The sequence below is a fragment of the Paraburkholderia phytofirmans genome, from assembly GCF_046028095.1.
GTDB lineage: Bacteria > Pseudomonadota > Gammaproteobacteria > Burkholderiales > Burkholderiaceae > Paraburkholderia > Paraburkholderia phytofirmans_A.
Window position 1 is genome coordinate 812,744 of the sequence record NZ_JAQQDJ010000001.1, and the last position, 19,824, is coordinate 832,567.

A 19,824-nucleotide genomic window follows, 5' to 3' on the forward strand; every position below is an offset into this window, starting at 1 on the left:
TTAGCAACACCTGCTTCAGACTAATTTCGCACGGCTCGCGTTTCGCGCTAAGGTTCTGCCACTAAGGTTTTGTCAGGACATTCCAAGCAGACGAACTCCATCCGCGCGACGCGGAGCCTGTACGAGGAGAAGCTATGAAGAACGTAGGCAGGTTGGCGGCGGTCGCGGTGCCGGCGGCATTGGCGTCGTTGGGGTGTCAGTTGGCGCAGGCGCAATCCAGCGTGACGCTGTACGGCGTGGTCGACGAAAGCGTGCGCTACCTGACTCACGCCAACAAGGCCGGCGATTCGTCGCTCGGACTCGGCACGGGCGGCATGACGCAAAGCCGCTGGGGGCTGAAGGGCGTCGAGGATCTCGGCGGCGGCTGGTCTACCTTCTTCAAACTCGAAAACCGCATCTACGTCAACAGCGGCCAGAGCGATCCCACGCTGCCGTTCTTCAATGAAGCACAGGTCGGCGTGCGATCGGATTCGTACGGCCAGATCATCCTCGGGCGTCAGTACAACGTGGTGATCGAAGGTGTCACGGTGGCCGGCTACGGCAGCAATTCGTGGATCCCGTACGACTTCAGTTTCCAGCCTGAAATCACCATGACGGGCGGCATCTGGACCAGCAACCAGGTGCAATATCAAGCGAGATATAACGGCTTTACGTTCGCGGCCGGCTACGCATTCGGCGGCAATGCGGGCAATGCCTATGGTAGCCAGATCGGCGCGGCCGCGGCTTATAAACCCGAAGGCGGTCCGTTGAGCGTGGGCGGCGCGTACGAAGTGTCGAAAGATTCGGTCAACGGCGCGGCCGCGAAGACATGGACGTTCGGCGGCGCGTACACGTGGAATCTGACGCGTTTTTCCGTCGGCTATATCGTCAATCAGAACGACGCTGGCTTTTCGAATTTCGCCAACGGACCGTTCACCGCGCCCGTGCTGGCGGCGCTCAAGTACACGGACTTCGCGCGGCGCCGCATGATCATGGGCGGCATCACGCAACAGGTCAGCAACAAATGGCACTTCGCCGCGAACGTCTGGCGCACGTTGCAGGACGGCAAGACCGCCGCGCAGGACGGCTCGGCGTGGCAGTATCAACTGGTCGCCGACTACAACCTGTCCCGGCGCACGGACGTCTATCTGGAAGGCGATTATTCGCTGTATCGCGGCGACCTGATCGGCGCGCAACTGCAGGGCGTCAACAGCGTGGGGCTCGCGCAAAAGGGCTCGCAGATCGGTTTGATGGCGGGTATCCGGCATCAGTTCTGAGTACTGATTCACAGGTGGCGCTCCCTGCAACGCCGAGCGATTCCGGGTACATTGACGGTCTCGTTACCACGCAACAGGGAGTGCATCATGCGCCTGCTTCACACCATGCTCCGGGTCGGCGACCTGGACCGTTCGATCGCCTTCTATACCGACCTGCTCGGCATGAAACTGCTGCGCCGCGAAGATTATCCGGACGGCAAATTCACGCTGGCATTCGTCGGTTACGAAGATGAACGCAACGGTACCGTGCTCGAACTTACCCACAACTGGGACACGCCGTCGTACGACCTCGGCACCGGTTTCGGCCACCTCGCCGTCGAAGTGGAAGACGCCTACGCCGCCTGTGACAAAATCAAGGCACAAGGCGGTACGGTGGTGCGCGAAGCCGGTCCGATGAAACACGGCACGACCGTGATCGCTTTCGTCACGGACCCGGACGGCTACAAGATCGAGTTCATCCAGAAGAAGAAATAAGGCTGGCGGCAGGGCGAGGTCAGACAATGAATAACATCAATCCCTACTTCAAAGAACTCGACGAGATCCACGTTGAAATCGAAGCCCTGTTCAACGGTTCCGCGGACGAAGGCGCGCTGCAGCGAATCATGGCGCGCTTCGCACCGCAATTCACGCTGGTCATGACATCGGGCATCGCACTGGATCACGCCGGCGTGCGCGAGATTTTCTCGAAGCTGCACGGCGCGCGTCCAGGCTCGCAAATCACGATCCGCGACAAGGAGATCGTCGCCGAGTATCCGTCAGGGGCGGTGGTGAAATATCGCGAGTATCAGCGCGACAACGCCGGCAACGCGAATGTGCGGCGCTCCACGGCGGTGATGGATCTCGACGCGCACGGCAAGGTGACGTGGCGTCATCTGCAGGAAACTTTCTGCTCGGAATGAGCGGGACTGTGTGACAAGCCGGCGCTTCGGATTGAAATCGAAGCGCCGGTTTCAAGGCACTGCAAGGCACAAAAGGCGCGTTAAAGCGTCGGCAGCAATTCCGGCGGATGCGACTTCAGTGTCTGCCGTGCTTCGCGGAATTCCGGAAAAATCGATTCGACTGTTTGCCAGAAGCGCGGGCTGTGATTCATTTCACGCAAATGCGCGAGTTCGTGCGCGACGACGTAATCGATGATGGAAAGCGGGAAGTGAATCAGCCGCCAGTTCAGGCGAATCTTGCCGTCACTGGAACAACTGCCCCAACGCGTCGCCGCCGACGAGAGCGCGTACGCGCGATAGTTCACGCCCAGTTTCTCCGCGTAAATCGCGAGGCGCTCGCCGAACAGACGCTTCGCTTCACCCTGCAGCCAGCCTTGCACGCGGTCCTTGATCTGCTGCGGATCCGCCTGCAACGGCAGCGGCACTTGGAGCGCCGCATCTTGCGCGCTGAACGCGAGCATGCCTTGCGGCGCGCCGAGTTTCACGCGCACGGGCTGACCGAGATACGGCACTTCGGCGCCATCTTTCCAATCGACTTTCGGCAACGCGCGCTGTTCGACACGCGTCTGCCACTCGATCAGTTTTGTGAAGATCCAACGCTGCTTTTCGGTGATCGCGGTTTCGATGTCGGCGAGCGTGACCCAGCGCGGCGCGGTGATCGTGAGACCCGTGCTGTCGATCGCGAAGCCGATCGAGCGGCGCGCCGAACGTTTGAGCGCATAGTGCAGCGTGCGTGAGCCGATCGCGAGACTGCGCAGCTTGCTGCCATCCGGCGCGAGCGGCACGGCCGGCTGCTGGCCGCCTGACGAGTTCTGCGAAGCGCCCGACGTTGGTGCGGAAGGTGAAGGCGACGACGACGTCGACCCCGGCTCGGCGAAGAGCGGGAGATCGAGTTGCCGGTTATCGAGCGCCGCAGCAGGCTGCGACGTAGGAGACTTCTGCATCGGATTCGGCTTCGCGCAAATACGCCTTCGAGGGCGTGGGCGCGTCAGATTGGTGCGGCGGCGGAACTGCTTTCCGCCGCGCGGTACGCAGTAGGATCGATGCGACGCATTTCAGCTTCGATCCACTGTTCGACGCGCGTGTTCACTTCATCGGGCGTGAGCCCCGTCGTGTCGATCGGCTTGCCGATCGACACTGTGACTATACCCGCATATTTGAGAAACGAGTTGCGAGGCCACATACGTCCCGCGTTGTGCGCGATCGGCACGACCGGCGCGCCGGTGGCCGTCGCGAATCGCGCACCACCGGTTTTGTACTTGCCTTGCCTGCCGGTCGGCGTGCGCGTGCCTTCCGGAAACATGATGACCCAGGCGCCTTCGGCCATGCGCGCCTTGCCTTGCTTGATGACCGATTCGAACGCGTACTTGCCTTCCTTGCGATCGATATGGACCATCTTCAGCATGCCGAGCGCCCAGCCGAAGAACGGCACGTACAGCAGTTCGCGCTTGAACACGTAGCACAGCGGCCGCGGCATCAGCGCCGGAAACGCCAGCGTTTCCCACGCCGATTGATGCTTGGAGAGCAGCACGGCGGGACCGTCAGGCAGGTTCTCGAAGCCTTCGATGTTGTAGCGGATACCGTTGAGCCAGCGCACCGTGTGCAGCGTCGCGCGGCACCAGCCGGCCGCCATCCAGTAGCGGTTATCGGCGCGCATGAACGGGAATGCGATGAAGCATGCAGTCGCGTACGGCACCGTGAACAGAACGAAATAGATCAGCAGAAGCAAAGAACGAATGAAGCGCATCGGCGTGGTCAGTGAGCAATAGGGACGCGCGTGATGCGCGTTATTCTTGAGCGTCGGCGAGGAAGTCGAGCGCGAAGGCGCGCAGGTCGTCGTGGACGATCGTGCCTTCGGGCAAGCCGCCGGCCTCGAGCGTTTTACGGCCCTTGCCGGTCAGCACCAGATGAGGCGGATGCCCGAGCGACGCACCTGCTTGCAGATCACGCAGCGAGTCGCCGACCACCGGCGTTTGCTCCGGATCGACCTCGAAACGCTCGTTGATCATCTTCAGCATGCCGGGCTTGGGCTTGCGGCACTCGCAGTGATCTTCCGACGTATGCGGGCAGAAGAACACCGCGTCGATGCGTCCGCCGACCGCCGCCGCCATGCGATGCATCTTCAGATGCATTGCGTTGAGCGCGTTCATATCGAACAGGCCGCGGCCGATGCCCGACTGGTTGGTGGCGATCGCCACGCGATAGCCGGCCTGATTCAGACGCGCGATCGCTTCGAGCGAACCGGGCAGTGCCACCCATTCGTCGGGCGACTTGATGAACGCGTCGGAGTCGACGTTGATCACGCCGTCGCGGTCGAGGATCACCACTTTTTTGGTCGGCATGGCGCGGGGCTCAGGCGGCGAGTCGGGAAATGTCGGCGACGCAATTCATCTGCTGATGCAGTGCGCCGAGCAAAGCCAAACGGTTGGCGCGCAACGCCGGATCTTCGGCGTTGACCATCACGTCGTTGAAGAACGTGTCGACCGGTTCGCGCAACGCGGCGAGCGCGGTGAGCGCGCCCGTGTAGTCGCGTGCGGCGAGTTGCGATTGCACGCGTGGCGCGACTTGTTCTAGTTGCGCATGCAAGGCTTTTTCCGCCGCTTCGATGAGCAGCGTGACCTGGACGCCGCCGGTCGCCGCGCCTTCCGACTTCTTCAAAATGTTCGAGATGCGCTTGTTGGCCGCCGCGAGCGACGCCGCTTCCGGCAACGCCGCGAATTCACGCACGGCGTCCAGACGCGCGACGATGTCGTCGAGACGCGTGGGGTTCAGCGCCAGCACCGCGTCGATTTCGCCCGGCGCGTAGCCGCGTTCACGCAGCAGGCCGCGCAGACGGTCCATGCTGAATTCGTAAATGGCTTGCGTCGAATCGGCCACGTTCGGCACCGCGGCGAATTGCGCATAAGCCGTGCGCAGCAGTTCGACCAGGTCGACCGGCAGTTGCTTCTCGACCAGAATGCGCAGCACGCCGAGCGCGTGACGGCGCAACGCGAACGGGTCTTTCTCACCGGTAGGCTGCAGGCCGATGCCCCAGATGCCGACCAGCGTTTCGAGCTTGTCGGCCAGCGCGACGACGGTGCCGGTCGCGCTTGCGGGCAATGCGTCGCCGGAGAAGCGCGGCTGATAGTGTTCCGAACACGCGAGCGCGACTTCTTCCGGCTCGCCGTCGTGGCGGGCGTAGTACGTGCCCATCGTGCCTTGCAACTCGGGGAATTCGCCGACCATGTCGGTGATCAGGTCGGCCTTGGCCAGACGCGCGGCGCGCTTCGCGAGCGCCACATCCGCACCGGTCAGTTCGGCGATCGCGCCGGCCAGCGCTTCGACGCGCTCCACGCGTTGCAGCGCCGAGCCCAGCTTGTTGTGATACACGACGTTCGCGAGCAACGGCACGCGGTCCGCGAGCGGCTTCTTCTTGTCCTGCTCGAAGAAGAACTTCGCGTCGGCCAGACGCGGACGCACCACGCGTTCATTGCCTTCGACGATATCGCCCGGCGTGGACGTTTCGATGTTCGACACGATCAGGAAGCGCGAGCGCAGCTTGCCGTTCGCATCGGTCAGCGCGAAATATTTCTGGTTGGTCTGCATGGTGAGGATCAGACATTCCTGCGGCACTTGCAGGAATTCGTCCTCGAAACGGCACGCGTACACCACCGGCCATTCGACCAGCGACGTCACTTCGTCCAGCAGCGATTCGGGCATCACGACCTGATCGCCGTCGGCTTGCGCGAGCAGATGCGTGCGGATGGTTTCCTTGCGGTCCGCGAAACTCGCCACCACGCGGCCTTTATGCAGCAGCGTCTCGGCGTACGTATCCGCGTGCTGGATCTGCACGAAACCTTCGGAGAGGAAACGATGGCCGAGCGTGGTGTCGTCGGCGTCGATGCCGAGCGCGCTCACCGGCACGACCTGTTCGCCATGCAGCGCGGTGAGGCGCTGCGCCGGACGCACGAACTGCACGTTGGTGCCGTCCGGGCGCTGATACGTCATGACCTTCGGGATCGGCAGCTTGCCGAGCGTTTCGTCGAGCGCGCTTTGCAGGCCGTCGGCAAGCGTGGCGCCCGGTGCGGCATAGCGCAGGAAGAAGGCTTCGGCCTTGCCGTCCTGCGCACGCTCCAGGTCGTTCACCGAAAAATCGGGGAAGCCGAGCGCGGCGAGTTTTTTCGCCAGCGGCGCGGTGGGCTGACCGTCCTTATCCAGAGCGACGGAAACCGGCAGCACTTTTTCGCGCACGTGTTTTTCCGGCGCGACGGCGCGCACGTTCTTGATCGTGACAGCGAGACGGCGCGGCGTGGCATAACGTTCGAACGACAGTTCGCCTTCGATCAGGTCGCGCGCCGCGAGGCGCTGCGCAATGCCTTCTGCGAAGGCGTCGCCGAGGCGCGCGAGCGCTTTCGGCGGCAGTTCTTCGGTCAGCAGCTCGACGAGCAGGGTAGCTTGGTGGGGTTGAGTCATTTCTTGATGTTCTCGTCAGTCCTGGTCGATCTTGCGTTCGACTTTCAGCGGCGGCGCCCACGCGGGCATCGCGGCATCCTGTTCGTCGGTCGTGAGGCCGGGCACGCCGTGCACCGGATTGCCGAGCATCGGGAAGCCGAGCTTTTCGCGCGAATCGTAGTAGGCCTGCGCGACCAGCTTCGACAGCGCACGAATGCGGCCGATATACGCCGCGCGTTCCGTGACCGAGATGGCGCCGCGCGCGTCGAGCAGGTTGAACGTGTGGCCGGCCTTCAGCACGAGCTCATAGGCGGGCAGCGCGATCTGCGCTTCGATCATGCGCTTGGCTTCGGCTTCGTAGCTGTTGAAGATCGAGAACAGCAACTCGACGTTCGCGTATTCGAAGTTGTAGGTGGACTGTTCGACTTCGTTCTGGTGGTACACGTCGCCATAAGTCAGGCGGCGCAGTTCCGGGCCGTTCGGGCCTTGCTCTTCCCACTCGGTCCAGACGAGGTCGTAGACGTTCTCGACCTTCTGCAGATACATGGCGAGGCGTTCGAGCCCGTAGGTGATTTCGCCGAGCACCGGTTTGCAATCCAGACCGCCGACCTGCTGGAAGTACGTGAACTGCGTCACTTCCATGCCGTTCAGCCACACTTCCCAGCCGAGGCCCCAGGCGCCGAGCGTGGGATTTTCCCAGTCGTCTTCGACGAAGCGCACGTCGTTCTGCTTCAGGTCGAAGCCGAGGGCTTCGAGCGAGCCGAGGTACAGGTCGAGGATGTTTTCCGGCGCCGGCTTGAGCACCACTTGATACTGGTAGTAATGCTGCAGACGGTTCGGATTCTCGCCGTAGCGGCCGTCTTTCGGACGGCGCGACGGTTGCACGTACGCCGCGCGCCACGGCTCGGGGCCGACCGCGCGCAGGAAGGTATGGACGTGGGACGTGCCCGCGCCGACTTCCATGTCGATCGGCTGGAGCAACGCGCAACCCTGCTTGTCCCAGTAGGACTGCAAGGTCAGGATGATTTGCTGAAACGTGAGCATGAAGTGCCTTTCGGGCATGAGGCCGCGCCGTGAGCGCCGAAGCGCGCCAGGCTGGCCGTGGAGCGAAGTGCTAAACCGGAGATTTTAACGGAAAGGGAGGGGGGTGTCCGTTTTGCGGGGTCGGACGGGAGTTCGAGTGCGCTTTAGACGACAAAGGGCCGCGTGTGGCGGCCCTTCATCTTTGGTCGTGCGTCTTGCCGACCGTATCGGCCGCCGGCTCAGGTCGCCGCCAGCTCCACCTTCGGCGAGAACGAATCGCTTTGCGCCACCGGCCAGTACTTCTCGAACAACGAGTACCGATGGTTGCCGTTGAGCAGATCGTTCGGTTCGAGATACTTCAGCAGTTCCGACATCAACCGCACCTCATGCGACGACACGCGCCGCACGATGTGATGCGCGCGCAGTTCCGCCGGATGCTTCAGCCCCGCGGCCTGAATGATTTCCTTCAGCGCATGCAGCGTGTTGTGATGGAAGTTGAACACGCGGTCGGCCTTGTCCGGCACCACCAGCGCCCGCTGGCGCACGGGGTCCTGGGTCGCGACGCCGGTTGGGCAGCGCCCCGTGTGGCAGGTCTGCGCCTGGATGCAGCCGCATGGTATGCCCCCCAAAAGACAACTATTCGGCTCGATGTGAGTGAGTACAGGGTTTCCGGATAGTTGTATAACTATTCAATGTTGCGACCCTTTAAGCAATCTGAACGCTGGACGGAACCCGCGTCGGTGAGCTGCCATCGGCGCATGCCACCGTGGGTCAAAGTGCCTCGTCAATTGCTCGGCAACGTATTTTGCATTAGTCGGGTAAGTCAAACCACGTCGGCGGAACAAGATAATCTTCGCCGCGCCATTCTTCAGCGAGCTCCACTCCCTCGAGGTTTCCCCAAACGTCGGAGCCGGCATGGTCCAGCACGATAATCTGGAGTTTCCCCTTGAAGTGAACTGCTAGCTTACCCATCGCGTCAAAGAAGCCGCGGATTGACTGGACGTCTTCATCAAGCAGCTCATCCATTTCGGCTTCTCGCCTGGCGAGCCGGCGCGGAAAATACACCTGACTCGGTTGGTCAAAGATAACCAGCGCGGGTACCGGGGACTGAGTTTGATTAAGAAAAAAGGCCTGAAGGGCTAGTATCGCTGCGACGTGATACGAAAGCCAATTTGCGCCACTGCCTAGTTGCCAAAGGAAGTCTTCGCGTCCAGCGTAGTCGGTCACGCCGACCGTCAGCTCTTTGATGTTAAGTCGTGCAGGCGCGTCCTTGCGTTCAACATCGAGCTGCGAATGAAAGCGGTGGCGAAATCGCAGGACTTTGAGCAGGTGCTCGCAGCCTTTAATGACCAACTTGGTGCTGAGGGACGTGCGGTTGCGCGTTCGCTTCTGCGGGGACGCGAAGAATGATTGGTATGGCTTGCCCTGACGACGACGCGAAAAGACTGTTCGAAGAGTTAGCTTTACATACCCAAGACCGGGCGTTGCGTGCTGCGCTTGTTGCCGAAGGTCCACGCGTCGAGCGTCGAGCTCGCGAGTATCTGAGGCTAGCAGAAGCAGGAGACCTTTCCGTTTTCGGTGAAGAGGACCCGGTCGGCGTGACCGCAGCCCAGCTTTCTGGCGTATACGACCGCGTGTTGGTTGGAGGTTTTGGGCGACCGACCTACGACCGTATAAAAGCAAGCGCGAAATTTCGGCGTTGTCCGCTTTGTGGTCATCGAATTGTGAAAACGCTGGACCATTATCTGCCCCAAACGAAATATCCAGAGCTCGCCGTATACCCGGCCAACTTGGTACCTGCCTGCGCGGATTGCAACAAATCCAAACTTGCGCACGTGGCTCAAACCCGCATCGAAGAAACTTTCCACCCATACTTTGATAACTGGGGCGAGCACTGCGTACTCGGGGCATCGCTCGAAATTGACGAGGGACTCACGGTGTCGTATCAGATTCTTGATGCTCCTGGGATGTCACCCGTCGACATGGCGCGCGCTCGACATCACTTTGACATTCTGCAACTCAATGAGCTGTATTCAAGCCACGCTGCGGCCGAGCTGTCGGAGAATAAGGAGCTATACCGGAGCAACTTCGAATCGGGACCTGACGCATTGCGCGATGAATTGTTGAGAATTGCTACTGCGAGGTCGCGGGCAAATCTGAACAGCTGGATGGCAGGGCTGTACCGATGTCTGGCCGAAAGCGAAGACTTTTACACCGGTGGATTTCAGCAGATAGAGGAGTGAAACGCTGCTAGTGTGCACAATCTTTCAAGCGCAGGGAGGTAGTGCGGTTTCAATTTGAATAGCTTGACGCCTTTACGAGAAGCTGTCTCCGCCGCAAAGGTTGCCCGGATGCTTACGTACCAATGATGCCGGGTCTCGCAAGCATCCGGCGTTACAACTACGAGGTCAAACTCCAGTCACTTCAGTAGCCGGGTGTTTCCAACGGACTTATTTCCGAGAACGCGACCCTTCTCGCAGCGTTTGTTCGCAAGGGAAAACGCCACGTTATCAAATTGCAAACCAAGTTTACAGCGCACAAGCGCAACGCTGATTCAATGCAAAAGACCAGTTCTGGGCGTGCGGTCGTCACGCCAGCCTAGCTCTCTCCGAATTGCATCCAGAACACTCACGAGCGAGTCGCTGGTCGCGACGCCGACCAATGACATTCCGGCTGGCGTAGCGGGGGGTGTTACGAGTCGGATTCGTCAGTATCGATTCAGCGCGTTTTCTCTTATTCGACTTAACGTCAACGCGGGTCTGAGGCTTTCGTGGAAATCGCACTCGGTCCTGCCTTCAATGGGTTCAACGTTGGTTGTCTAAAACCGGCTCGCTACAGAGCGCATGGAAACCGACCTACCCCAACCCGTAACCTATCTCGACCCCTCCGAACTGGCCGCATTGCTCGGCATATCCGAGCACGCGGTCGTTTCGCGAGCAAAGCACCGCCCTTGGTTGCTGCCCCCACGCGCCGAACTTTATGACCGAGAGTTGCTTCGCTGGCGGCGGGATGTCATCGCCCTATGGTTCGGCAGTCGCTGCTAAACGGGTAACTATCGAACCGTCGCTACGTGCGACAACCGGCGCGTGACGGGGGAGGCGTGGCCGCGACGATTCAGCCAGACTTTTTAGAAGGCGGCCGGCCGCGCTTTAAAGTCGCGGGCGGCCCATCGTGAGCTGAAAGCAGGACAGGAAGGTCGACGTTGAGCGCGACCGCTAGCGCCGCCAAGGTATCGAGCGATGGGTTAATTACTTGTCTTTCAAGCTGACTGACATAGGTGCGATGAAACCCCGCAAGGTCGCTTAGGGCTTCCTGCGAAATCTTGTTCTTCTCTCGGAACGACTTTAGGTTGTCGGAGAGATTTTGCCTAGCAGCTTTCTGCGCTTTGTAGAGCTTGTCCATGTTGGACGAAGCATGGCCGATTGCAGTCTACTAATCTACAGACCGTAAATCTACGTTATTTAAATTTACTGTGTTTACATCTCATTTAAGCCTGGCTAAACTTAACCTGTCGAGGCGCTAGCAAGGCCTGGGTCCACGGTATGGATTTTAGGTCGCCCCAGGTTCTTGACCGAGCGAACCAAAGTCAGGCCTTCGTCACGAATTTCGCCACCCGGATGAATTCGAGAGCGACGTCGGAGACGAAGGGCTTGTACGGACATCGGAACAGCAACGGAAATTAGTCATGCCTATGGACTCCACTTTAAATGCGCCGCGAGTTGACCTTGTGGACTGGCGAATATTGAGCACCGACGCAGGGTCCTCGCATTTCGTTGGCTGTCGAGCTACCAACGGGCGCGGAAGGGTAAGTTCCAAAATCCAACTGTTCAATCCCAAGTCGTTGGTCGGCGTCACCCGCTCGGACGCGCTCTATGTTCTCCACGGTCCCACCGCATACTCACTCGCGGCGCAAGCGGTCTGGCTGCAATGGTGTGCAAAGAATGGAGTCAAGAGTTGGAGAGATGCCACGGCCGATTATCTGGAGCAACCAGCGTCCGAGGGAAACTGGCATTCGATAGCAGAGGAACCTGGCTCTGCAATAGACCAGACACTGCCACCGGAATGAGCAACGCGTTGGCGGCAACAGACGATGTTTTTGGCTGCGGGTCGTGAAGGAACAGGAGTAAGGATGACGGTGTACGTAGTCGACCACGCAATATTTCGACCCGGTGAGGACATAGCTATTTCAGTTTGTGTCGGTCGATGGGGCTCTGCCTTGAAGTGGGTCCAGGAGATGTACACAGGTTGCATACAGCACAGCGGCGCCCCGGACATTTGGGGCGATGCGTACCACGCCTTGTATCGGTACCAAAGCGCTCAGCTTGTGTCAGACAAGGCTCCCGCGGTCCGCGAGGTGTCGACGTCCAAGTCAACCCGCGTAGCGCATCTTTCATGCTTCGTGGAGCGTGCGCGAGGACCGGTACAGGATGCCGCGGCGCGCTTCAACGTGACGATTGACTCTGCAGGACGGGTTCGCGGTGAGGCCGTTGCAACTGGCCAGCCAGCGGTAAAAATCGCGCGCGTGCGTGTGGACCCAGCCCACTCTGCGTCCGATATTTGCCTTGGCGTGTTGCTGCACCTTGCAAGCATCGAGCATCAGCCTGCGGTCGCGAGCCTGATGGACAGGATGCGACGTGGCGAAACGAAGTGACGCTTGTCCTCGCCGGACCGCGTCGGATTCCGCTGGAGCTAAATTAAGTTGCGGCAGCGAGGAAAGCTCGCGGTCAGCCCAACGCAATGGTCGGAGAGCCTACGAAGGCAACCATGAAACTGGAGTCACGTGTGCTGCGTTCAATCGCTAGGCGGCAGAGCGTAGTCGTCTTGCGCGCTGAGCTTGCGCCGCTGGGGAGTCATGCACAGCTTAGTCGTGTGCTTGCGAAGTTGGTCAGCGACGGGGCGTTAGTTCGAGTCAGCAGAGGCGTGTATGCCAAAACCAAACCAAATCGCTTTACTGGCAAATTGGCACCCGCCGCTCCGTTCGAAACAATTGCCGCCGAGACCCTGCGAAAGCTCGGCATCGAGGTTACGCCAGGGACGCTAGCGGCGGACTACAACGCCGGACAGACGACGCAAATTCCCATGGCTCCTGTCGTGCATACGGGGCGACGCCGAATCACCCGAAAGATTCAGGTCGGGAGCAAACGGTTGCTGTACGAGCGCGATTGTTAAAGAATCCGCAACGCCCGGCGTCGTTGAGTGCTCATTAGGAGACACCATGAGCAGGCATGAGGACATTTCTTCGCACACTGTCGAAGGTCGGACGGCAGTATCCGTTTATCTGGGCGACTGTACCGGGCAGTCCTTGGATGTCGTTTGCGACGGAATTTCAATTCTGACGGGCGGTTCGACATGGGAGCGGGCATTCGACGCACTCGCGAAACCGTCGCCGCGTGGTCCGTACGCCATATCAAACCGAGTGACACTTTTCATCTTCGAGACGCTTCCAGGCGAGCGCGCCAACGACGGCATGTCGACAACATATCGAATCGACATTACGTGCGAGGCAAGCCTCGCGTATGCAACTGTCCAAACTGCACATTCGCTAACGCACCTTTCACCCATTCTGTGTCCGATTGGAGACGACGCCGTAACAACCGCGCGGCGTGTGCTACAGCATGCGTGCGCCGACGGTGTCACCGTCGCAAGTTCCGGAGTTCGCAATGGCTAACTCGGGTTGGGATATAGCAATGCGACGCATCGATGCGGAGTACGACATCCCGCAGTTTCTGGCGTCCTCTCTTGTACGCACAATCGCTTCTAACAAGTTCCGGCTGCCGGCAGCGGACCGCACCAGGTTCGCGCAGTTGCCGAACGATGTAATCGCTCGCATCGAGCAGATTGTGCTTGACGCTTACTTGGAAGCCGGAGAGGACGTCGGTGGCGACATTTTGCGCGACCATCTTTGGCAGCAAGCGCTCGACCGCCGTCGTGGGATGATTGCAAATCGAGAACTGCTGTCACCCATAGAGTTTCGGCGGCGAATCCGCGTGACTAAGAGGCGACTTGAGCAACTGCTCGGCGATGGGAGCCTGTTTAGCGTTGATGTGGATGGAGGTCTCTTCATTCCGGCCGTGCTGGCAACCCGTGCACATAACCTACGGCGGCTGCGGACAATCTGCCGAATCATCGTCCCGGCTCCGCCATGGTCTCGAAGTGAATTCCTGTCGTCGGCACGGGGTAGTTTAGGTGACCGCAGGCCGCTCGACATGCTCGAAGACGACAGTGATTTCAAGACGCTCCGGCGAGCAGCAGTGGCTTGGGCCGCGGAGTGGTCGCGTACTACTGTGAGTCTGTATCAGGGCGATTATTTGGCTCAGCCGGATGGCGTCGCGCCGTGCTACACGGCGAGTGCGGAGATTGACCCGCGCAGACCGTTGTGGGAGCGTGCGTCGGAGGCGCTAAATGCACCCGGATACGAATGGCCGCTGGGACCGTATCCGGACGTACGGAAATTTACTCTCTTTGTTGAACGACAAACTGCTGGAGATGGTTCGCTGATGCCAGAAGCTTGCGTCCAAATCGTAGTGGACGGCAAAGATATCCGCATGCGTATTGTTTCTGCGCCCGACACGACGCCTGGCTCAAAGACAACGCCTGCGGGCAATCACAAAAGCCTTATTGATATTGCGAAGCGAGTCATCGCTCATCTCACCAATGCGAAACGTGCCTGACGACGTCCCCCGAGACGTGACACCAGCGTCGCTGTCCGGAGCGCAGCCAAAACTAGCCGCGCGCCTCATTGACGGCGAGTTTATCGTTGGGCAGACGGACGATGAGCGCTACCAGCGATGGGAGTTATGTGAAGACCTCGCGCAGCAACTGGTCGCGAAGGCTCGAAAGGACGCAGCAAAGTATCCGCAGCATTCCTTGGATGTGACGTTGCAGCGAATAATACGCGCGATTGAAGTCAAAGGCTGGGTAAGCGTTGTCGAAGCGGACTGGCTTGTCGAAAGGCTGCGAGCGTTGCTCCACCGGTACGGCTAACGGACCGTAGACTCGATTCTGCGTCGATTCTGCGTCGATTCGCCAGATACCGCGCGAACGTTGGAAGCCGTTGACGACGCCGGCTCGCCCACAGTTACCAAGGGTATGAACATGAACCAAACCATGACCGTCGCCGAAGTTGCGGAGATGTTGAACGTCTCACCCGCCTATGTTGTCAAGCTAATCGGCGACGGCAAACTGCGCGCCAGCAAAAATCCGGATGACACGCACACGGTCGCACGCAAAGAAGCGGAGGCTTACCGCTTGAGAGCAAGACGGCGCGGCCGCAGGACGCTCGAAAACCTTGCGCGCGTCTCGGAAAGCGCCGACATCCACAACAAACAAAAGTGACCGCAGACTGCTCGTACAGTTGCCCGCCCCTAGCGGAGCCAAACATGACCATCGCCGAAGTCGCCAAGTTTCTATTCGTAAGCCGGTCGCACGTTAGACATCTGCTGGAATGCGGACACCTTCACGGTGCGCTCGGCCATGACGGCGAGTACATCGTCGATGAGGGGTCTGTCATGCGTTACCGGCGAGAATTGGACGAAAGGGTAAGGCGATATCTCGACACTCAGACGGAGGACGACGAACCGCCCGGGCTGTGAGATGCATATATGGAGTGACGTTCTGCGCCGCAAGCCCCAATGCTTGGTTAGAGCTAGATGATGACTATCTTCACTGGCCCGCTCGGCGCCGCGCAAATCTGGCGCGAGCCGACCCGCTCCTCGGTATCAGCGAGCCCTTGGTGCTGGCGGAACTCAAGACAAAACTGGAGCTGACGTGCGATACGAGAATCTGATTGCCGATGCTCGCGATGCCGGGCTGACCGAGTCTACGCGTGTACGTGCAGCGTTTGATGCCATTTATTGCTGTTCTCCACAGTTGGAATCGTTGGCGCATTCGATGGCGGTGCTTGGACTGAACGCAGGCGATGCCTCACTTGTCAGTCGGTTGGCCGACTGGGTCTTGAATGTAGCGCCGCTCGAGCCGCTGCCGATGTCGCCAAGCGAAGCAGTGGCCCTCGCGGAGCGCGTTCACAAAGCCATTCGAGCGAAGTAATGCTGCGCGTGACAGTCGGCTTATGTCCGGGCGGACGTGAGTTAGTTGCTAAGTCATTGCGACGGCAGACATCGGTCGAATGCGACGTCTACCTACGTCCTCAGCTAATCAGCGACGGCAAATTGCTGGCAAGCGCAAATGCGGATGGCACCTATACTGCCGCGCGCACAGACGCGGACCGCGTGACGCCATTGCGCTGTACCATCGCTTACTGCCAATAGCGGCGGAAAACGTCACACGGAACGCGCGATATGACGAGGCTGCTGGAATCGTACGGGCCATCGGCCGGTTGAGAGCGGAACTGAGCGAGCACGCGCAGTTCACCATAGAACTCGACGAAATCCGGAGGGCTTACCGTGCCAAGCGAAATTTCATCAAGATGCTGGCTGCGTTTCAATAGTTCTGCGGTCGCCCTTACCGTCTTGTGGCCACCGATAGGGTCATGCTATTTCGATGCGGCCCAGATGAGGAGGCTCCCCTTGTACTCAAATATCAAAGAGTGGACGCGTATCCGGGCGCGGGTTCTCAAAAAGTGCGAATCCATCCGTTATGTCGCAAAAGTCGAGGCCATGAGCCGGAACACTGTCCGGAAAATGGTCCACTTCGAGTTGCCCCCAAGCTACCGCCGGGTCACCGACAATACGAGAGATGCCACCCGCTGCCGAAAACTGGCAGTGCCATGGTTAGCGGTCCAACGCATCGTACGTGCACTCCCGGAGCGCGGGGCAGCGCAGTTCCTGGCCCGCTTGTTTAGCGAGGACGACACGGAGGAACTCGTAGAGGCAGCCGGGCGTCGATTGCGCAGATGGGGTGTTCTCGAATCTCCGAAGATAGGCTCTGCTGAGCGGAGCCGACAGCGATGGCAGAACTGGATGTATCAAGTCGAACAGGGACTCGTTTCTGTGCCAGCAGGTGAGGATGGTAGGCAACAGGACAGGCTGATGCGAATGCTGTTGCCGGTATCAAGGAACCAGCGCCATAAGTCGCTTACCGTGCTGGCACACGAAGCAGGTTTTTCCTTACGTGAAATCGCGACGCATCTCGCCATTAGCCGCGCATCCGTTCGCACGTACATCGGCGACTACAAGGTAGCTGGGTTGGAATCACTGTTCGCAAAAACGAACCGCTCCCGCAGGGAGGACGACGAAGCGCTGAAGAGCGCGGTTTTCACGCTGTTGCACGAGCCACCGTCTGCATCAGGCATTAACAGGACGACATGGAAAATGGACGACCTGCGACGCGTTCTGGCGGTGCGTGGGCATCATGCGGGCATGGACGCTATCCGGTCGATAATGCGGCACGCCGGCTATCGCTGGAAATCGGCCAAGATTGTCCTCACAAGCACCGACCCCAATTATCGGGAAAAACTTGACCTCATCCGGTCGGTTCTGGCCAACCTTCAGCCAGACGAACGGTTCTTCTCTATCGACGAGTTTGGGCCCTTCTCCGTCACTATGAAGCCGGGCCGCGTGCTGGCGGCCCCCGATGTTCAGCCGAATGTTCCGCAATGGCAGAAATCGAAGGGGTGTCTGATTTGCACGGCCGCACTGGAGTTGTCGTCCAACCAGGTGACGCATTTCTATTCCACGGCCAAGAACACCGATGAGATGATTCGCATGGCAACTGCCCTGCTCGACGAGTACGGTGTGATGCGGAAGCTATACCTCTCGTGGGACGCAGCCTCCTGGCACCTTTCGAAAAAGCTGTCGGCGTTCATCTCCGACCACAATGAGTCAGCGCAATCGCGTCATCAGCCGATTCTGGAACTGGCTCCTTTGCCTGCAAGTGCTCAATTCCTGAATGTCATCGAATCAGTCTTCAGTGGCATGGCGAGAGCCATCATCCACAATAGTGACTACGCGTCCGCGGATGCTGCGAAGGCGGCAATTGACCGCTATTTCGCAGAGCGCAATCAGCACTTCACGGAACATCCGAAACGCGCGGGCAAAGCAATCTGGCGAAAGGAGCGGACGACGAGCGAGTTTTCGGCTGCGAACAATTGCAAGGACCCGGCATACAGATGAATCGTTCGGGACTTCATTATCGATACGGAGAGGGCGGCCGGTGGTGCGGAGGCGGCCGATGATGATGGCGCTTGGGCGGCGGTAGCAGTTTGCACCTGCGAACAAGATGCCCATGTACCCGAACGCGCCGGCATTCCATAGCCGGCGAGACCGTTCGGAAGTTACCGAAGGCGCTATCGGGACAACGCTCGCGGAGGACCGCGTTTGTGCACCGCAACTGGAGGCGGCAATTGCTACCGTGATGGGCCTGCTGCCGGACCAGGTGAATCTGTTGGTTCGGCCGGTGACGCAGGAAGAAGTTAACCTGCATTTCGGGGTCTACGAACGGATGCTTGCTGAGAAGTTAGGAGTCGTGCCGCCCATCCAGTAACGGCCAAAACGATGGCGTCGGCGTCGGAGGTTTTGAGTGCGTCGTCACGGAGCCAGCTTCAGCCACATGCCCTAGTCCCTTGAAATTGCGACGCGCTTTTACTAAATTGAATTCGCAAATTTTTTTAGATGTCGCGTCGTCTATAACGCATTTCTTGCTGCACCTTGAGCGGATTGGACGGACACACGCGGTTATTTTCTTGCTGCTACAGGAGGAAAAGATATCTGAACACACCAAGGATTCGATGCTTGTCTTTCAACACGTGCTGAACAAATCGGATGCCGCGTTCAAGACCACCCGAGGAATGGTGGACGACTGGAGCCGGCGAAAGAGAACGTGGTTTCTGAAGGCGCTGTCGCGATGGAAGGGGCCCGGTGCTACCCATGGCGGCGGATAGGCCCGTGACCGCTGGATGAATCACTGGAGCGAATCGCGTTCCGCGGGCGACGGGCGGGAGTTCGGGTGACCTTGCCCGGCTCGGGCCGGTCCGTCGGAGCCAAGGGGTCACGGGCGTGCAACGTTGTGCAGTACCTCGGGGATTGCGAAGCGGCGGCGAAAGGCGCCGCCGCCGTCGCAAACGCTTACTTCTCGGGCGCTGCCACGTTCTGTCCGGAACCGAGGTCGGCACCGGTAGTTGGGTCCGAGGTCGTGTCCGAAGCTGTCCGCGCAGCCATTGCCGACAACACTTTCACGTCGGCGCCGGAGACATTCACCGTGGCCAGCCCATCGCCACCGTCGACCGCCGGCTCGGGGGCTTCGACATATTCCCAACCGGGACCTTCGTTCCAGGGACCTCGTGGCGACTCATCGCCCTGCGACATGTTGTAGTAGACGTTTGTAAATTCCGGCACCCCCGGGCGCTTGCCTTGCGGGAAGTTGGGTTGTATCGAATGCAGCGCTTTCTCAAACGACTTCTGGTGGGCAATCTCCCGGGTCATCAAAAATCCAAGCGCTTCAGAGATACCGGGGTCATCGGTCACGTTCATCAGGCGTTCATAGACAATCTTGGCCCGCGCCTCTGCGGCGATGTTTGAACGCAGGTCTGCCGTAGGCTCGCCGATTGTGTCGATATATGCTGCGCTCCAAGGAACGCCGGCCGAGTTGGTAAGAGCCGGCCCGCCCCCATATAGAAGCGCAGTGGTGTGAGAGTCGTTACCGCCTCCCGTGAGCGAACGGTAGAGTTCGGCCTCCGCTTCCACCCCTTCCGCAAGCTGACCCTTCGCGCCCTTGTTTAGCATAGCCACGATAGACCCGATGATTTCGAGGTGACTTAGTTCTTCGGTGGCAATGTCAAACAGCAAATCCTTGCGGCCCGGGTCGTCTTCGCCGACTGCTTGTGTGAAATACCTGCAAGCGGCAGCCAGTTCGCCTTGCGGCCCTCCGAATTGTTCCAGCAGCAGATTGGCCAGGCCGGGATTCGGCGCTGCCACGCGGACGGTGTATTGAAGCCGTTTGTTGTGCACGAACATTTCATTTCTCCGTAGAAAGCCCGACGCCACGGACTACCATGGCAGGACGTTCCGTCACTGACATCGGCAGCATAATCGGGCTGGCTGTAAAGCCCGGACAGCGGCGTGTTACATCCTCCATGCTGCACCCTCGTGGGCGTCCGGGTCTCGGAGCAATCCGCTCCGGCAAAATGTGCAGCTCGGGCCGCACGATAAAGGACACTGCACTATCGACTATGCATGCTGCGTTCCCGAGGAGCTGCCTACCTTGTAGCGTTGACGGATGTG

Annotated in this window: 19 protein-coding genes and 2 pseudogenes; 12 read left to right on the forward strand and 9 right to left on the reverse strand. The window is 59.7% G+C overall.

The window, feature by feature from the left end; translation table 11 throughout:
- Positions 1–134 precede the first annotated feature (134 nt).
- From PQR54_RS03715 to PQR54_RS03725, 3 genes are all read left to right on the forward strand, one after another.
- Positions 135–1,256: a porin gene (locus tag PQR54_RS03715; RefSeq protein WP_408244112.1), complete on the forward strand. Its 1,122-nt coding sequence runs from the start codon at positions 135–137 to the stop codon at positions 1,254–1,256.
- A gap of 87 nt (positions 1,257–1,343) precedes the next feature.
- Positions 1,344–1,730 (forward strand): lactoylglutathione lyase, encoded by a 387-nt coding sequence (gene gloA, locus PQR54_RS03720; protein WP_408244113.1) that lies wholly within the window; start codon positions 1,344–1,346, stop codon positions 1,728–1,730.
- 26 nt (positions 1,731–1,756) lie between these two features.
- A complete protein-coding gene (locus PQR54_RS03725) occupies positions 1,757–2,155 on the forward strand; it encodes a hypothetical protein (protein WP_408244114.1) in 399 nt (132 codons plus the stop codon).
- Positions 2,156–2,235: 80 nt separating this feature from the next.
- Here the strand turns inward: PQR54_RS03725 and PQR54_RS03730 are convergent, their stop codons facing one another.
- The 7 genes and pseudogenes from PQR54_RS03730 to PQR54_RS03760 all read right to left on the reverse strand — a co-directional run bounded on the left by PQR54_RS03730 (position 2,236) and on the right by PQR54_RS03760 (position 9,001).
- Positions 2,236–3,138 carry a M48 family metallopeptidase gene (locus PQR54_RS03730; RefSeq protein WP_408244115.1) on the reverse strand — a complete coding sequence of 301 codons (903 nt, stop codon included), beginning with the start codon at positions 3,136–3,138 and terminating at the stop codon, positions 2,236–2,238.
- Between the two features lie 44 nt (positions 3,139–3,182).
- On the reverse strand, positions 3,183–3,941 hold the full coding sequence (locus PQR54_RS03735; RefSeq protein WP_408244116.1) for a lysophospholipid acyltransferase family protein: 759 nt from the start codon (positions 3,939–3,941) through the stop codon (positions 3,183–3,185).
- Between the two features lie 40 nt (positions 3,942–3,981).
- Positions 3,982–4,536, reverse strand: a complete 555-nt coding sequence (gmhB, locus tag PQR54_RS03740; RefSeq protein ID WP_408244117.1) for a D-glycero-beta-D-manno-heptose 1,7-bisphosphate 7-phosphatase — start codon at positions 4,534–4,536, stop codon at positions 3,982–3,984.
- 10 nt (positions 4,537–4,546) lie between these two features.
- Entirely contained in the window at positions 4,547–6,646 is a 2,100-nt protein-coding gene (gene glyS, locus PQR54_RS03745; RefSeq protein WP_408244118.1) for a glycine--tRNA ligase subunit beta, read from the reverse strand.
- 15 nt (positions 6,647–6,661) lie between these two features.
- Positions 6,662–7,669 (reverse strand): glycine--tRNA ligase subunit alpha, encoded by a 1,008-nt coding sequence (gene glyQ, locus PQR54_RS03750; protein WP_106310562.1) that lies wholly within the window; start codon positions 7,667–7,669, stop codon positions 6,662–6,664.
- Between the two features lie 218 nt (positions 7,670–7,887).
- Positions 7,888–8,259: pseudogene (locus PQR54_RS03755) on the reverse strand (glutamate synthase-related protein); the annotation flags it as partial.
- A gap of 199 nt (positions 8,260–8,458) precedes the next feature.
- Positions 8,459–9,001, reverse strand: a complete 543-nt coding sequence (locus PQR54_RS03760; protein ID WP_408244119.1) for a DUF3732 domain-containing protein — start codon at positions 8,999–9,001, stop codon at positions 8,459–8,461.
- 53 nt (positions 9,002–9,054) lie between these two features.
- Between PQR54_RS03760 and PQR54_RS03765 the strand changes: the two genes are divergently transcribed.
- Positions 9,055–9,891, forward strand: a complete 837-nt coding sequence (locus PQR54_RS03765) for an HNH endonuclease (protein WP_408244120.1) — start codon at positions 9,055–9,057, stop codon at positions 9,889–9,891.
- Between the two features lie 871 nt (positions 9,892–10,762).
- On the opposite strand, the gene PQR54_RS03770 is transcribed toward PQR54_RS03765, so the two are convergent.
- Positions 10,763–11,050 carry a helix-turn-helix domain-containing protein gene (locus tag PQR54_RS03770; protein WP_211605911.1) on the reverse strand — a complete coding sequence of 96 codons (288 nt, stop codon included), beginning with the start codon at positions 11,048–11,050 and terminating at the stop codon, positions 10,763–10,765.
- A 1,362-nt stretch (positions 11,051–12,412) separates the two neighbouring features.
- Between PQR54_RS03770 and PQR54_RS03775 the strand changes: the two genes are divergently transcribed.
- From PQR54_RS03775 to PQR54_RS03810, 8 genes and pseudogenes are all read left to right on the forward strand, one after another.
- Entirely contained in the window at positions 12,413–12,817 is a 405-nt protein-coding gene (locus PQR54_RS03775; protein WP_408244121.1) for a DUF6088 family protein, read from the forward strand.
- A 518-nt stretch (positions 12,818–13,335) separates the two neighbouring features.
- Positions 13,336–14,319: a hypothetical protein gene (locus PQR54_RS03780; RefSeq protein ID WP_408244122.1), complete on the forward strand. Its 984-nt coding sequence runs from the start codon at positions 13,336–13,338 to the stop codon at positions 14,317–14,319.
- Entirely contained in the window at positions 14,303–14,632 is a 330-nt protein-coding gene (locus PQR54_RS03785) for a hypothetical protein (RefSeq protein WP_408244123.1), read from the forward strand. The genes PQR54_RS03780 and PQR54_RS03785 overlap by 17 nt, the downstream gene beginning before the upstream one ends.
- A 111-nt stretch (positions 14,633–14,743) precedes the next feature.
- Complete coding sequence (locus PQR54_RS03790) at positions 14,744–14,983, forward strand: helix-turn-helix domain-containing protein (RefSeq protein WP_408244124.1); 240 nt, start codon at positions 14,744–14,746, stop codon at positions 14,981–14,983.
- Between the two features lie 44 nt (positions 14,984–15,027).
- Positions 15,028–15,240: a helix-turn-helix domain-containing protein gene (locus PQR54_RS03795; RefSeq protein ID WP_408244125.1), complete on the forward strand. Its 213-nt coding sequence runs from the start codon at positions 15,028–15,030 to the stop codon at positions 15,238–15,240.
- Positions 15,241–15,415: 175 nt separating this feature from the next.
- A complete protein-coding gene (locus PQR54_RS03800; RefSeq protein WP_408244126.1) occupies positions 15,416–15,694 on the forward strand; it encodes a hypothetical protein in 279 nt (92 codons plus the stop codon).
- 479 nt (positions 15,695–16,173) lie between these two features.
- Entirely contained in the window at positions 16,174–17,718 is a 1,545-nt protein-coding gene (locus PQR54_RS03805) for an IS630 family transposase (RefSeq protein ID WP_408244127.1), read from the forward strand.
- A gap of 166 nt (positions 17,719–17,884) precedes the next feature.
- Positions 17,885–18,088 (forward strand): annotated as a pseudogene (locus PQR54_RS03810) (hypothetical protein); the annotation flags it as partial.
- 581 nt (positions 18,089–18,669) lie between these two features.
- On the opposite strand, the gene PQR54_RS03815 reads toward PQR54_RS03810, so the two are convergent.
- Complete coding sequence (locus tag PQR54_RS03815; RefSeq protein WP_408244128.1) at positions 18,670–19,557, reverse strand: manganese catalase family protein; 888 nt, start codon at positions 19,555–19,557, stop codon at positions 18,670–18,672.
- Between the last annotated feature and the right edge of the window lie 267 nt (positions 19,558–19,824).

Excerpts from the sequence above, each read along its gene's own strand:
- PQR54_RS03785 (WP_408244123.1), top strand. The coding sequence starts at position 14,303 with ATGCGAAACGTGCCTGACGACGTCCCCCGAGACGTGACACCAGCGTCG.
- PQR54_RS03780 (WP_408244122.1), top strand. The coding sequence starts at position 13,336 with ATGCGACGCATCGATGCGGAGTACGACATCCCGCAGTTTCTGGCGTCC.
- PQR54_RS03715 (WP_408244112.1), top strand. The coding sequence starts at position 135 with ATGAAGAACGTAGGCAGGTTGGCGGCGGTCGCGGTGCCGGCGGCATTG.
- PQR54_RS03735 (WP_408244116.1), bottom strand. The coding sequence starts at position 3,941 with ATGCGCTTCATTCGTTCTTTGCTTCTGCTGATCTATTTCGTTCTGTTC.
- PQR54_RS03790 (WP_408244124.1), top strand. The coding sequence starts at position 14,744 with ATGAACCAAACCATGACCGTCGCCGAAGTTGCGGAGATGTTGAACGTC.
- PQR54_RS03815 (WP_408244128.1), bottom strand. The coding sequence starts at position 19,557 with ATGTTCGTGCACAACAAACGGCTTCAATACACCGTCCGCGTGGCAGCG.
- glyS (WP_408244118.1), bottom strand. The coding sequence starts at position 6,646 with ATGACTCAACCCCACCAAGCTACCCTGCTCGTCGAGCTGCTGACCGAA.
- PQR54_RS03775 (WP_408244121.1), top strand. The coding sequence starts at position 12,413 with ATGAAACTGGAGTCACGTGTGCTGCGTTCAATCGCTAGGCGGCAGAGC.
- gloA (WP_408244113.1), top strand. The coding sequence starts at position 1,344 with ATGCGCCTGCTTCACACCATGCTCCGGGTCGGCGACCTGGACCGTTCG.
- PQR54_RS03770 (WP_211605911.1), bottom strand. The coding sequence starts at position 11,050 with ATGGACAAGCTCTACAAAGCGCAGAAAGCTGCTAGGCAAAATCTCTCC.
- PQR54_RS03725 (WP_408244114.1), top strand. The coding sequence starts at position 1,757 with ATGAATAACATCAATCCCTACTTCAAAGAACTCGACGAGATCCACGTT.
- PQR54_RS03730 (WP_408244115.1), bottom strand. The coding sequence starts at position 3,138 with ATGCAGAAGTCTCCTACGTCGCAGCCTGCTGCGGCGCTCGATAACCGG.
- PQR54_RS03795 (WP_408244125.1), top strand. The coding sequence starts at position 15,028 with ATGACCATCGCCGAAGTCGCCAAGTTTCTATTCGTAAGCCGGTCGCAC.
- PQR54_RS03765 (WP_408244120.1), top strand. The coding sequence starts at position 9,055 with ATGATTGGTATGGCTTGCCCTGACGACGACGCGAAAAGACTGTTCGAA.
- gmhB (WP_408244117.1), bottom strand. The coding sequence starts at position 4,536 with ATGCCGACCAAAAAAGTGGTGATCCTCGACCGCGACGGCGTGATCAAC.
- glyQ (WP_106310562.1), bottom strand. The coding sequence starts at position 7,669 with ATGCTCACGTTTCAGCAAATCATCCTGACCTTGCAGTCCTACTGGGAC.